Genomic DNA, 14,210 nt, shown 5'->3' with positions numbered 1-14,210 from the left:
GGACTCGCTCCTCGCGATGACGGTGTATGGGTTGACGTCTTTGGAAACAGCGGACTTGCTCCTCGCGATGACGGTGTGTGCGTTGCTATCAGTGCAGTAAGAAAGCGTTTATAGGTAATAGACGCGAATTAATACGCCATTGCGAGCGACCGAACGGAGCGTCGCAATCTCGTAATGAACCACAAGTGCGGAATCGTGGCAGGATCGCCCTACCAAATGCCGAGGACGTCCTTTGCCTCGTCTGAGGCCATCTCCTGTGGATTCCAGAGAGGTTCCCACACTACTTCGACCTCGACCTTCTCGACACCGTCGAGACTGCCGGAGACATCCTTGACCTCATTGATCAGGGCCGGTCCGTATGGACACGCCGGGGTGGTCAACGTCATTGTGACTTTGATGTTCTTGTCGTCTTCAATACTGACATCATAGACAAGCCCAAGATCGATAATGCTCAAGCCTATTTCCGGATCGGTTACAAACTGTAGTGCTTCATACACTGCGTTCTTCGTCAACATCTTTCACTCCGTGGATGATAATTTTGAAGTCCTGCCCTTTTCCATTCCATCGAGAGTATCAATCAAAGTTGTCCAGGAGAGAAGAGCACATTTTATTCTAACGGGGAATTTCCTGACGCCTTCCAACACTTCGAGATCGCCAAGGTCGATTCCGTCGGTAGAATGTTCTTCACCTTTCAACATTGCCTTAACAATTTGGGCAATCTTCTTAACCTCGGGCAAGGACTTGCCCTTTATGACCTCGTACAGCATTGAACCGGAAGCGACAGAGATAGCACAACCGGCGCAAGAGACGGATAGATTCTTCACGCGGTTGCCATCGACTTCGAGTTCCACCTCGATTTCATCGCCGCACATCGGGTTCTTACCCTCATTCTTGAAATCGACATGGTCGAGTTTCTTCTTGCCGCGCGGATTCTTGTAGTGATCAAGAACCACCTCGCGATACAGTGAATCAAGTGCGTCATTCATGGCCGAAATACCTCCGCGCCTCCTTGATAGCATTGATTAGCTGATCTACGTCACTCTCGGTGTTATATACATAGAAACTCGCTCTGAGCGTCGAATTCACTCCCAACCGCAAGTGAAGCGGCTGTGCGCAATGATGACCTGCGCGCACGGCCACACCGTGTGTGTCGAGGAACTGTGCCATGTCGTGAGGATGCACGTCTTTGTCGAGGAATGTGACAGCACCGCCGCGATTATCTACGTCAAGTGGTCCAAAAATCGTGATCGAATTGAGTCGCGAAAGCTTGTCGATTGCGTACTGCGTCAGTTTCCGCTCGTGATCGCGAATGTTGTTCATGCCGAGAGCGCTCAAGTATTCGAGCGCAGGAGAGAAACCGACAGCGCCGGCGATATTCGGCGTCCCGCCTTCGAATTTGTGGGGAAGTTCCGCCCAACTGACATGGTCGTAACGCACCTCTCCGATCATTTCGCCGCCATAATTGAACGGTTCCATGTCCGAAAGCAGAGCACGTCTCCCGTACAAAATACCGATCCCAGTTGGTCCGAGCATCTTATGAGCAGAGAATGCTACGAAGTCGGCCTGCATCGCTGTCACATCGACCGGCATGTGCGGTATGCTCTGCGCGGCATCAACCAAAACCACAGCACCTGCTTCATGTGCAATGTCAATGATCTTGTCGACGGGGTTGATCGTTCCAAGGACATTCGACATGTGCGTCAGCGCAACGAGTTTTGTATTCGGCGTAATTATGTCACGAATCCTATCGAGAATCAGATAGCCGTCATCCGTGATTGGAATGTATTCGATTTCAGCGCCTTGCTCTTTGGCAAGAACAATCCACGGAACGAGGTTCGAATGATGTTCCATATGTGTCAGGACAATCCTGTCGCCTTTACCAATATTCGCTCTCCCCCACGAGTAGGCAACCAAATTGATTGCCTCGGTAGCACCACGCGTGAAGATAACTTCGTCGGGTCTTACACCGCCGATGAACTGTGCCACTCTCCGCCTGGATTCTTCATACGCCTCAGTCGCTTCCTCCGCGAGCGTATGCAAACCCCGATGGACATTGGCATTGTGCTTCGTATAGTACTGCTTGATCGCTTCTATCACAGCAAGCGGCTTCTGCGTGGTAGCAGCATTATCAAGATACGCCAACTTCTTTCCATTGATCTTCCTGTTCAGGATCGGAAAGTCAGCTTTGATGACGGCAGGATCGAAAATCACCTGACGACCGGCCGCCTCTGCCACTGTAATCATTTCTTTTTCCATTCTATCTATGCTGTTCTTCCAAGGCAGCGATGTAGACAAAGCCATTTTCGACTTTGACATCGTAGCGATCGACGCCGACAGCCGCAGGCATCCTGGTCGCCTCGCCGGTTCTGATATCGAACATTGCGCCGTGCCTCGGACATTCGATCTGTCCATCAACTAACTCGCCTTCGCCGAGATCGCCACCGTCATGAGAACATATATTATCAATTGCGAAGAATTCGCCGCCCAGCCTCGCTATCAGCACCGAAGTGCCATCGAAGTCGAGCACTTTTGCGGCTCCTTCATCTATATCATCAGCATTGCAGACTCTGGTGAACCGTGAAGTCATCTTATCTCTCCTCCAACTTGTCTGTGACTGCGTTTCTCATGATCTCCTGCAGGTTTTCCGGAACCTGCTTCAATGTCGGCTCAACGAAACCGGTCACAACCGTTCTGATAGCGTCGTCGCGCGAAAATCCGCGGCTCGTAAGGTAGAAGATCATCTCGGGATCAATCGGTCCGACAGTAGCACCATGCGAGCAACTTACCTGGTCGGTAAGAATCTCCAGTTCCGGGATGGATTCCGCTCTCGCGCCACGATTGAGGAGAAGATTCCTGTTTTCCTGATATGCCTCGGAGTTTTCCGCCGTCTCCTCGATCCTGATGAGACCGGTGTAGGCAGAAAGCGCATTATCCTTGAGGACAACCTTGACATCGAGATTCGAATTTGTGTTTCCCGCAGTATGATGATGGAGTGTATGGTGATCGAAATGCTGATTGGAATCTCCGAACGCAAAACCATACATCCTGCTCTCAGTTCCGGAACCGGTGAGAATAGTCCCCGCATCGAGTTTGGAAACCGCGCCTCCGAACGAGCCGAAGACCGAGTAGACATTGGCCTGCTTCTCAGCCTGCACGCGCTGAGTGATGAATGAATTCGTATTCTTTCCAAGGCGCTGCAGCCCAACGTATCGCAGCCTCGATGATTCGCCCGCGAATATCTCAACAGCTCCATTCAAGAGTCGAGCGCCGCCACTTTTCCGGGAGGCATAGTCATCAATGACGGTAGCTTCCGAATTCCGGCCAAGAACTACGAGCAGTCTTGTGACAGCCGTATCATTTGCTGGACGACGATCGAGATAGATCGGTTTCTCGATGACCGTATTGTCCGGAACGAAGAGATAGAAGCCACCCTGCCAGAGGGCGAGGTTCAGCGATTCAAACTTACCGAAATTATATCCGACAAGTTTGCCAAGATACTGCTCGACAGAATCTCCGTAATCGGAGACAGCAGCATTCAAACCCCTGAGGATGACACCGGAATCAGCCAGCTCCTGTGACATCATAACACCCGCGGAATCATCTCCTTTGGAAAATGCAAGCGCGGAGTGGCTTGTGTTATTCTTCATACCGTTGGTCGCTTCACCAACATAGATAGTCGATGATGCATCCATCAAGGCGCTGGGATTATCGATCAGAAAACTCTCCGGGCTGGTATAGCGCCAGAGATGCGACACTCGATCCGGCAACGGACTGTCGTTGTGATACTCCCAACTGTTCTTCCGCAGTGAATAGAACCACTCAGGCTCGCTTGAGAACCTCTTGCGATAACCGCTTTTCGTTCCAGCTATTGCTATATTACTCATATTACCACCTGTTTTCTATGCGGTAGGACTAACCTACCGACCCTTCCATCTCGAGTTCAATCAGTCTGTTCAGCTCGACAGCGTATTCCATCGGCAGTTCTTTCGTAAACGGCTCGATGAATCCGTTGATAATCATCAGCCGCGCCTCATCCTCCGAGAGACCTCTGCTCGTGAGGTAAAAAAGCTGCTCCTCGGCGACTTTGCTGACACGAGCTTCATGTTCGACCCTGACCTGATCAGCGTCGATTTCCATTGTTGGATATGTGTCCGTTCGCGAAGCACCGCCGATCAGAAGCGCATCGCACTCAACCGATACTTTGCTGCCGACGGCATTCTTATGAACTTTCACAAGTCCGCGATAGGATGCTCTCCCGCTCCCCTTCGAAATCGACTTCGAAGTCACCCTTGAGCTTGTGTTGGGGGCGGCATGGATCACCTTCGCTCCGGCATCCTGGTGTTGACCGTCGTTGGCGAATGCTACAGAGAGAATCTCACCTTTCGCTCCCTCACCGACGAGATATACGCACGGGTACTTCATCGTCAGCTTGGAACCGATGTTGCCATCGACCCACTCGACTGTCGCATTCTTATGCGCCACAGCGCGCTTCGTGACGAGATTGAACAGATTGTGCGACCAGTTCTGAATCGTTGTGTATCGGATATAAGCATCATCGAGAGCAATTAGCTCGACTACAGCGGAGTGCAGCGAATCGGTCGTGTAGACCGGCGCAGTGCAACCCTCAATGTAGTGAACGCGCGAACCTTTGTCGGCAATGATCAGAGTTCGTTCAAACTGCCCCATGTTCTCGGCATTGATTCTGAAATACGCCTGCAGCGGTATTTTGACATCGAGTCCCGGCGGTACATAGATGAACGATCCCCCCGACCAGACGGCGGAGTTAAGCGCCGCGAATTTGTTGTCGGCTACTGGTATGACCGTCGCTAAATATTTCTTCACAATGTCGGGGTGCTTCTTCAGGCCGCTGTCCATATCGAGAAAGATGACACCCTGCTTCTCGAGATCTTCCTTGAATGAGTGATACACGACTTCAGATTCATACTGCGCAGAGACACCGGCAAGGAATTTCTGCTCAGCTTCCGGAATGCCGAGTTTCTCAAAAGTATTCTTGATGTTTTCGGGAACGTCATCCCAATTATTCTTCTGATTCTCGATCGGCTTGATGTAATAGAAGATGTTATCAAAGTCGATGCTGTTCAGAAGTTCTGTATTCCCCCACGTCGGCATAGGCTTGGAAAGGAATACATCGAGCGCTTTGTGACGAAATTCGCGCATCCAGTCCGGCTCGTCCTTCATCCGCGAGATCATCTCCACTACTTCGTGATCGACACCCCTCTTGCCCTTGTGGAAATACTCTTCAGGATCCTTGAATCCATACTTGACGGCATAGTCGTCGCCGAGAGTCTCGACGCCTTTGTTCTTTGATAATATTTCTGCCATGCTACACACCTACCTTCTGATCACTGCTCTCTTTCAGCCAGTCATAGCCTTCTTTCTCGAGCTGTAATGCGAGATCGGCTCCACCGGAGTGCACGAAGCGGCCATTCATCATCACATGCACCCTGTCCGGCTTCACATAATCGAGAATTCGCTGATAGTGCGTCACGAGGAGAATGCCGTTAGTGTCATTCGCGTATGCGTTAATTCCTGCCGAGACGATTTTCAGTGCATCGATATCGAGACCGCTGTCGGTTTCATCGAGAATGGCAATCTTCGGGTCAAGCATCGACAACTGCAGAATTTCGAGACGCTTCTTCTCGCCACCGGAAAAGCCTTCGTTGATATACCGTGTGGCGAAAGACTGATCGACTTCGAGAAGTTCGAATTTCTTCTTCAGCTCTTTCCTGAAATTCTTGAGCACTGTCTCATCTCCATTAGCCCTTGCCTTAACGGCTGCCCGCAGAAAATTCGAGACCGTGACACCGGGAATGGCCATCGGATACTGGAATGCGAGAAAGAGACCCGCCAGCGACCTGTCGGTGGAATCCATGTCGAGCAGGTTCCGGCCTCCGATGTACGCTTCACCGGAGGTTATCTCATACGATGGATGACCTGCCAGCGCATTGGCAAGACTCGACTTGCCGGAGCCGTTGGGCCCCATGATTGCATGCTTTTCGCCGGGGTTGATGTCGAGAGTTACTCCCTTGACAACTTCCTTGTCCTCGACTCTAACATGTATGTCTCTCAAAGAGAATACTGCATTGTTCTTATTCATTGCTACCTCTTGTTTATTTTCCAATCACTACAGATGAATCTCATATTCGTACATATTGCTTCCTATGTTGCCTGACTTCTCTCCTCTATGCTGAGACTATATGTTTTTGCCATGTCGTAACCACCGGAGATGATGTCAGCCAGAGTGATCTTGTCGAGGAGGCGTCCGATTATCTTGTCGAATCCTCTCCAGACGTTTCGCACACTGCAATTGGATATGTGCATGCATGTGCTGTCGACACCTGTGAACTTGCTGCAGTGTGCCGCACTGAAGACCGGATCTCCGAGCGCATCGATTACTTCCTTGAGGACGATGTCCTCCGGTGATTTTGAGAGCACGTATCCGCCGTTTCTACCTCTGACTGCACTGACCAATTCTGCTTTTCGCAGGATTGAGAGGAGCTTGGCTGCGTATGCGACCGAGAGCCCTTCATGCTCTCCGATCTCCGCGAGCGTCACGGGGTTGCTGGATTCAGCTCTCTTCGCGAGCAGAACCATGCAGCGTAATCCGTATTCCTCAAGTGCCGTAACCTTCATCGACCGACAAACTCTCCTTTCAATCACATCTAATAACAATTACAAAAAAGTGCAGATTAAGTTTCAAAAATCGATGGAATTCGTACGATTTCCGTTATGTGTTGACATAACAATGACTTAGCAAGTTTTACCAGCTTTGATTATTGTACTCCGATCCGACAATAATGTTGATTAAGGGACATTCTTAGTGTACTTTGAGTGGGTTCGGATAGTGGCTGTTGAATACCATAGAGGAGGAACAAATGGCAATTGCCCTTAGATTGATCTTGACTATCCTCGCGGCGATGCTCGTCGCATGCTCGGATACAAACACTCAGAAGCAAGATACTTCAAGATCGCAGGCGACCGTTGATACTATGAGCCTTCTGTTTTCCAGTGAAGGGCGCCATCTCGCGAATGTGAGACAGCTCACATTTGGTCGCGAGAATGCTGAAGCGTATTTCTCGTACAACGGGGACGAGATTATTTTTCAAGCGACACGAGACACATTTCAGTGCGATCAGATATTTACGATGAACGCCGACGGTTCTGACATCACTCTCGTCTCTACCGGCAAGGGCCGCACCACTTGCGCGTTTATTCAGCCTGACGGCAAGAAGATCATTTATTCATCTACGCACCTGTCATCTCACGACTGCCCGCCACCGGCAGACATGTCGAAAGGATATGTGTGGGCTCTCTATCCGGGGTTTGATATCTTTCAAGCTGATCTTGATGGCGCGAACCTCGTGAATCTGACAAATAGTCCGCGGTATGATGCTGAGGCTGTTTACTCTCCCAATGGATCTATGATCGCGTTCACGTCGCTGCGCAGCGGTGATCTTGAAATCTACACGATGAAGCCTGATGGCTCCGATGTGCGCAGATTGACAGATTCACCCGGATATGACGGCGGCCCATTCTTCTCAAGGGACAGCAAGAGGATAGTCTATCGAGCTTCCCGACCGGAGACAGACGCAGAGATTGAGGACTACAGGAACCTCCTTGATCAGGACATGATACGCCCCGGCAAGCTCGAAATATTCGTGATGGATGCGGACGGTTCGAATCGTCGCCAAATAACCAACAACGGCGCGGCTAATTTCGCGCCCTATTTTCATCCTGACGGCAAGCGCATAATATTCTGCTCTAATCTGGCCGACACGGTTGCGCCGAGGCGGAACTTCGATCTGTTCATGGTCAATGACGACGGCTCCGGTCTGGAGAGAATCACTTACAATTCGACGTTCGACGGATTCCCCATGTTTTCACACGACGGAAAGAAGCTTCTGTTCTGTTCGAATCGACACAATGACAAGCCGGGCGAAACCAATGTGTTCATGGCTGACTGGATTGATTGACGGCTTAGACTCCTGACTATCGTCGCCAGAAATCGGGGATGAGCAGCACGAGCACTGTGAAGAGTTCGAGTCTTCCGAGGATCATCATGAATGAGAGAAAGAGCTTACCGCCCCAGGGAATGAATGCGAAGTTTTCGATAGCGCCGACCCTGGCGAGCCCGGGGCCAACATTGGACATGCAAGCGACGACAGATGAAGCGGCAGTCGCCATATCGAGCCCCATGGATGCCATCACAAGTGTGCCTACGACCCATGAAAGGATAAACACACCGACAAAAATCAGCACTGATCTTATGATGGTTTCATCAATCACCTGTTTGCCGACTTTGACGGCAAAGACCGCGTGGGGATGAAATGCCTTGTAAATCTCATTGTACGCGGCTTTCACGAGAATCACGATTCGCGAGACCTTGATTCCCCCTGCTGTCGACCCTGCGGATCCACCCATGAACATCAGTACTACCATCAGGATCTTGGAGAAGGATGGGTACCGGTCGAAATTGTCGGTCACGAAGCCGGTAGCGGTCGAAACCGACAAAGTCTGAAACGATGCATACCGGAGGGCCTCAAAGAAATTGGGATGCCGTCCCATGATATTAAGTGCGATCAGCAGAATCGCCACAACGTTAACAGCGATATATACCTGAAATTCCACATTTGAGACAAAGTCTTTGATCCGCCCCCTCGTCAGAACGTAGTACAACCCAAAGTTAATACCGGCGAAGAGCATGAAGAATGTCAATATGACATCAATTGCCGCGCTGTCATAATGTGCTATGGACATGTTCATTGTCGAGAAACCACCCGTTGCCATGCATGTTAGGGAATGGCAGAGGGCATCGAAGAAACTCATGCCTGCAAGCATGAGGCTGACGAGAAGTGTCGCTGTGAATCCTATGTAAATCTTCCAAAGGATGCTGGAAGTCTGCTTCAGTTTCGGCTTCAAAGTCTCGGTGATGGGACCGGGAACCTCCGACTTGAACAGGTGCTTAGCGCCTACACCGAGCTGCGGCAGGATCGCGATAAACAGCACGATAATCCCCATGCCTCCGAGCCATTGCGTAAGCGATCGCCAGTAGAGTATGGATCTGGACGATGACTCAATATCTGTCATGACCGATGATCCGGTAGTCGTGAAGCCGGATGCCGATTCGAAGAATGCATCCGCCGGATTTGTGAGTGTACCGTCGATCATATACGGTATGCCGCCGAAGAGTGATATTGCGATCCAGCCGAGCGTGACAACTGCTATAGCCTCCCTCGGATGAATGGATACTTTCTCTTTTCTACTCGGCATGTAAAGCAGCAGCCCAGCTCCCGCAGTTATCGCAGACGCCACGGAGAATGTGACAATGCTGCGGATGCCGTCCGAGTGAACAGCGAAGACAATCGCGGTAGCCATGAAAACTGATACGCCAATGAGAAGTAACCCCAGGAGCCTGGCGATTGTCTTGTAATTCATTCTGACATCTTTATCTTAAAGAGCTTCTCGACTCTCTTGCGCGCGGATGGTATCGTGAAGACGATCACAGTTGAGTTGGGCGCGATCGTATCGTCTCCTGTAGGAATCATAACACCTTTCGGACCGACGACCGCACCAATAACAGCTCCTTTGGGAAAGTTGAGATCTTTCAGTGACTTCTCGACTATCCGGGAAGATGGAGGAGCAATAATCTCAAGGATCTCTGCCTTGCCCTCTTCTATAATGGTAGTCGATACGACCCTTCCCGCCCTGACATACTTCATGATTTGATTTGCAGCGACGAGACGCGGAGAGACGACAGCATCGATTCCGAGCTGCTCGTATAGCTCCCTATAATCCGGTTTGTTCGCAAGCACGACGCTCTTGCGAGCACCCATCTTCTTTGCGAGAAGACCGGTAAGCAAATTGACTTCCTCGCCACGCGACACGACAGAGATGAAGATATCACATTCCGCAACGCCGACTTCCTCGAGAATATCCATTGATGTGCCGTCACCATTGATAATCAAGGCATTTTCCAGCGATTCGGAGAGAAACTTGCATCGCTCGGCATCCTTCTCGATCAATGTGACTTCTATTTGCTCGCCTTTGAGTGATTGAACGAGCGAGAATCCTATTTCACCCCCTCCGACTATGACTGCTTTTCTCGCCTTGCCGCGATGCTTCTTGCCGAAGAGCTCCTCGACCTGCTCGATAGCCTCGATCATACCGATCACAAGGACTTCGTCATTAAGCAGCAACTCATCGTCGCCAGAAGGGATGATTACACGATCGTCCCGAGCCACTGCGGCTATGAGTGTGTTTGGAGGCATGGTGACCTCCTTGAGAGTCTTCCCCACTATCTTGAGCTGTTCATTGAGTTTAAGCTGAATCAACTCCACGCGGTTTTCTGCGAAATTCTCTACCATCAATGCGCCGACAGACTTGACAAGCTTGGTTATCTCGAGCGCCGAGAGAATCTGAGGACATATCACCAGATCGATGCCCATCACATCGTGATAGACGCCCGACTCACCCTCGAGATATTCTCGCGAAGATATTCTCGCGATAGTCTTCTTTGCACCAAGGCTCTTAGCACCGAGAGCGGCCAGCATGTTGGCCTCATCGTCATCCGTGACAGCTATGACCAGGTCGGCTTTGGCAACCTCAGCCTTCCTAAGACACTTGATGCTCCCACCCTGACCGACCAGCGCCATGACATCCATTCTCTCCTCGGCATCTGCAACCGAGAGAGGATTGGAATCTATGATCGTGACATCATGTTCTTCTGCAGCAAGAAAGCCGGCTATATGCTTGCCGACTTCTCCCATACCGATTACGGTTATATTCACGGCAACTCCAGTCTGCTGTCAGGCGAAAACTTAGTTGAGGCGGCCGTTGTTGTCAAACTTTTTTATTCTCCCGCGAGAATGCAAAATGGCTCCCCGCCCTAAAAAGCGACAAATTGCAGCGATTTGCAGCATGTGATCACCCTGTCTATGTCGCTGCTCTGCCTTGGGCTACAGGCGAAAGAGCACCGAAAGAATGAGAATTCGGTTGGAAAGTTCCTGTTAGTACCGGGAATAAGGCATAAAAAAGAGCAGGACCGCACGATTAAGCACAGCCCTGCAGATCGGTTATTCAACGATCGATTATTATCTTATCACAGTCAGTTTTCCGCGAATATCGGTATCCTCGACGATCCAGATGTATACGCCCGCTGCTGCCTCCATCCTGGAATCGGTCATACCGTCCCAGATTACCTCCGCCTTCTCATCGTTACTTGATGTCCAGACAGTCTCTCCCTGAAGAGTCTTGATCTTCAGAGTCGATCCCGGAGGAATGTCCGTGAATGTAACGAAAGGTGTCTCATGCGGGTTGAATGGATCTGGATAGGTGTGCGGTTTCGGCTTCACGCGGAACCGTGAAACATTAGAGTGTTGCTCAAGGTTAGCGCTTGCACGCCAATAATAGTCCCGGTCCTCATCTAATCGGCTCGAAACCTTCCAGCCGGTTGTGCCACCCTCCTGTTGATCCACCGCCTGGGACGCCGTCACCGAATTAACGAAATTAGAATCGGTAGCAACTTCGAAGTAGTATGCATTCTCGTCAGACTGTGAAACATTTCGGACAACAAGCGTCGGCTGCGATGTGTAGTATACAGGTTCTCCAAGCGCCTCGATCTGCGTCTCGTCAGCTCCGACAATGAACCCGGCTGTTCTAAAATAATACCACAAGCTCTGGGATATGTTATCCGATGAATCGGCGCTCTTGACGCAGTATTCGTACGTGGTATTGGGATACAGTCCAGTCAGCATGTTCTGATGATCTAATACAAATGTGGTCGTCTCATTCGTGCTGTCAGGCGATCCTATACCTGTCACATAGACGACCTGGGAAGTGGCCAGCTCGTTGGTCTGCCACAGAATCTGCGCCGTTGTTGCTGTTGTGTCTGTCGCATGGACATTCGATATCGCAGGCGGTGTTGTATCGTCTCCACCAGATTCGGCTGCGGTCATGAAGTGAAGAGTCGATGACCATCCGCCCCATCCGCAACTATTGTACGATCGCACACGCCAGTAATATGCTGTTGACGGGGTCAGCGTCGCAGGAACCGAGTATTGAGAAACTGATGGCTGGACATTCACATTCGGACTGCTGAAATCTGAATTGTTGTCGACCTGCAAGTTATACAGTGTCGCAGTGCTCACATCATTCCAATTGGTCGGAACAGGTTGAGCCACGTCAGAGGCTCCATTCGGAGGACTCATCACCGTCGGAGCTCCCGGTGGGTCACAGCCGCTATAGGCAGTCGAGAAGCTGCGGCTAGTGCTCCAGTTGCCCCACCCCCCGCAGTTGCTGTACGATCGCACGCGCCAATAGTATGTTGTCGTTCCAGACAGACCGGATACGGACTGGCTTGACGATGAAGTCTGATAAGTCGCTTCGGGGCTGCTGAAATTCGAATTGTTGTCTATTTGCAGCTGATACAGATCAGCATCGCCGACATCTGACCAATCGAATAGTATCGGCTGATCGAGGTTCGACGCTCCGTTGGATGGACTCATCAAGGTGGTCGAGCCGGGCGGATCACAGCCGCTGGCGGCCTGCTGCACCGCTCCCCAGACGGTCCATTGCCTGTCGCCGTAATCTGCTCGGTTCATCTCTGCAGCAGCCCCCGGTCTGGAATATGCTGACCAGGGATTCAGCCACGATAGATCTGCGAAACCGGGATCGATATTGTCATATCCACGAACATCATATCCGTGATTTTGCCAGTTCTCGAACGAAACATCCGGTTCACATACATCGAACCATTCGGTTGGATTGTAGTACATGTTGGAATCGATTGTGTACGTCAGAAGACACGCTGGCTCTACATACGAGAAACCAGTTATTCGGCGACCAAATGGCAAGTCGCAGCCAGCGATGATATTATACTTGACTTTATTGCTGTCCCCGCAAGTTGCACCGTTGTCAGCGAAACTCATTGCAACGTCGTGTGTGTTATAGATCGTGTTGTTACAGATGAACAGATGCCCTTCAAACGGCGGGCTGTTCGATCCCCCGTTGATAATACCCGTTTCGCAGTCATAGATGATATTTCCATAGACACTATCCCTGTTCGCATGCGATGTCCAAAGAACAGCGCTCTGTGCTGCACCGTGAATCGTGTTGAATCTGGCTACCATTCCGGTGTGTCTCGGCGTTACCATCTTGTCTTTGAAGTAAATTCCGTTGCCAAACGGTGGGAAGACAGTGCAGGACTCGACGTAAACGTGATTCTCATTGTATGTTGTCATGATATGACCATAAGTGGGTCCTCGTTCTTCCATCACATGTCCGAGAGAGCATGCCCTGAATGTATTGAAGCGCCCAAATGTAGCGTCATCTGTGGCATCCCTTGGGTATGGACCATCGGCCCGGAAGAAGACAGCGCCACAATTGGTTCCTTCACTCCCACTTCCGTGAGTGATATTACAGTGAATGAAGAACACGCTGTCGCACGTCGCGTGAAAGTCGACTGTCGCAAGTTCGCCGTATTTGAAGTCGAGGCCAAAGAATTGGACGTGTCCGATGTTGGAGACAGCGAAAGAGACCGCCTTGTTGGAAGAAATAATCATCGTGCAGTTATTTGGATTCTTACTTTCGTACGGCCAAACATATACGAGGTTATTGCTCACATCATGAAAAAACTCGCCCGGTTGATCGACATCAGCAACACTCGCCTCGGGATCCAGTAGCACGTGATCCTGTCCCATGGTGTGACTTCTGCTATCATTATAACTGGCTTTGTATACGTATCCTCCTACCGAGGTCCATCCAGTCAGCAAACCGCCAGCCCATATATGAGCTCTCCCCCGCGTTGCGTCAGTGTACGTGGAGCAGGCGTACACTGTCCTGTTGTAGTAGCTGCCTCCCGCAGGTGGCCTGATCTGCGAGTTGTACCAAATTCCTGTGCCGAAAAAGATAGTGTCACCTGCTTGTAGTACACTATTCACTTTCTCGATCGTCAACCATGCCTGCGACCAGCTTGTGCCTGAGTAAGAATCACTCCCCGACTTCGAGATATAATACGTCGTGGCAACAGAAGGTGTTGACAACGACAGCACAAGCACCAGACCCAATACCATAGCAATACACTTAGTATACATACAATGAAACTCCATTCTATTGGAACAGTCTATGCCACTATCTATTACGAAGTTTATCGACAAATTACAAGGCAAAACCTATTCCGGAAAGCAACTAAT

General features: G+C 50.6%; 12 protein-coding genes. 1 reads left to right on the top strand and 11 read right to left on the bottom strand.

Annotated elements, in window-relative coordinates; genetic code table 11:
• Positions 1-209: 209 nt before the first annotated feature.
• The 8 genes from KKH67_09580 to KKH67_09545 all read right to left on the bottom strand — a co-directional run bounded on the left by KKH67_09580 (position 210) and on the right by KKH67_09545 (position 6,654).
• Positions 210-515, bottom strand: a complete 306-nt coding sequence (locus KKH67_09580; protein ID MBU1319430.1) for a metal-sulfur cluster assembly factor — start codon at positions 513-515, stop codon at positions 210-212.
• Positions 516-518: 3 nt separating this feature from the next.
• Entirely contained in the window at positions 519-986 is a 468-nt protein-coding gene (locus KKH67_09575) for an SUF system NifU family Fe-S cluster assembly protein (GenBank protein MBU1319429.1), read from the bottom strand.
• The gene (locus tag KKH67_09570; protein ID MBU1319428.1) at positions 979-2,244 is read right to left on the bottom strand and encodes a cysteine desulfurase; all 1,266 of its coding nucleotides are present in this window, start codon (positions 2,242-2,244) and stop codon (positions 979-981) included. Before KKH67_09570 ends, KKH67_09575 begins: the two co-directional genes overlap by 8 nt.
• Before the next feature lie 13 nt (positions 2,245-2,257).
• Positions 2,258-2,587, bottom strand: a complete 330-nt coding sequence (locus KKH67_09565) for a non-heme iron oxygenase ferredoxin subunit (GenBank protein ID MBU1319427.1) — start codon at positions 2,585-2,587, stop codon at positions 2,258-2,260.
• A 1-nt stretch (position 2,588) separates the two neighbouring features.
• Positions 2,589-3,884, bottom strand: coding sequence for a Fe-S cluster assembly protein SufD (gene sufD, locus KKH67_09560; GenBank protein ID MBU1319426.1), 1,296 nt, complete (start codon positions 3,882-3,884; stop codon positions 2,589-2,591).
• Positions 3,885-3,912: 28 nt separating this feature from the next.
• The gene (gene sufB, locus KKH67_09555; GenBank protein ID MBU1319425.1) at positions 3,913-5,343 is read right to left on the bottom strand and encodes a Fe-S cluster assembly protein SufB; all 1,431 of its coding nucleotides are present in this window, start codon (positions 5,341-5,343) and stop codon (positions 3,913-3,915) included.
• A 1-nt stretch (position 5,344) separates the two neighbouring features.
• On the bottom strand, positions 5,345-6,118 hold the full coding sequence (sufC, locus tag KKH67_09550; GenBank protein MBU1319424.1) for a Fe-S cluster assembly ATPase SufC: 774 nt from the start codon (positions 6,116-6,118) through the stop codon (positions 5,345-5,347).
• A 62-nt stretch (positions 6,119-6,180) separates the two neighbouring features.
• Positions 6,181-6,654 carry an Rrf2 family transcriptional regulator gene (locus KKH67_09545; GenBank protein ID MBU1319423.1) on the bottom strand — a complete coding sequence of 158 codons (474 nt, stop codon included), beginning with the start codon at positions 6,652-6,654 and terminating at the stop codon, positions 6,181-6,183.
• A 263-nt stretch (positions 6,655-6,917) separates the two neighbouring features.
• Here KKH67_09545 and KKH67_09540 point away from each other — a divergent pair, with 263 nt between their 5' ends.
• Positions 6,918-7,994 carry a hypothetical protein gene (locus KKH67_09540; protein ID MBU1319422.1) on the top strand — a complete coding sequence of 359 codons (1,077 nt, stop codon included), beginning with the start codon at positions 6,918-6,920 and terminating at the stop codon, positions 7,992-7,994.
• 16 nt (positions 7,995-8,010) lie between these two features.
• Here KKH67_09540 and KKH67_09535 read toward each other — a convergent pair whose 3' ends face one another.
• From KKH67_09535 to KKH67_09525, 3 genes are all read right to left on the bottom strand, one after another.
• Positions 8,011-9,456, bottom strand: a complete 1,446-nt coding sequence (locus KKH67_09535) for a TrkH family potassium uptake protein (GenBank protein MBU1319421.1) — start codon at positions 9,454-9,456, stop codon at positions 8,011-8,013.
• Entirely contained in the window at positions 9,453-10,808 is a 1,356-nt protein-coding gene (gene trkA, locus KKH67_09530) for a Trk system potassium transporter TrkA (GenBank protein ID MBU1319420.1), read from the bottom strand. Before trkA ends, KKH67_09535 begins: the two co-directional genes overlap by 4 nt.
• A 303-nt stretch (positions 10,809-11,111) precedes the next feature.
• Positions 11,112-14,111, bottom strand: a complete 3,000-nt coding sequence (locus tag KKH67_09525; protein ID MBU1319419.1) for a hypothetical protein — start codon at positions 14,109-14,111, stop codon at positions 11,112-11,114.
• Positions 14,112-14,210 lie beyond the last annotated feature (99 nt).

It is taken from the genome of Candidatus Zixiibacteriota bacterium, from assembly GCA_018820315.1.
Classification (GTDB): Bacteria; Zixibacteria; MSB-5A5; order JAABVY01; family JAHJOQ01; genus JAHJOQ01.
Note: the sequence above shows the minus strand (reverse complement) of the source record. Positions and strands in the feature narration are given on the sequence as shown.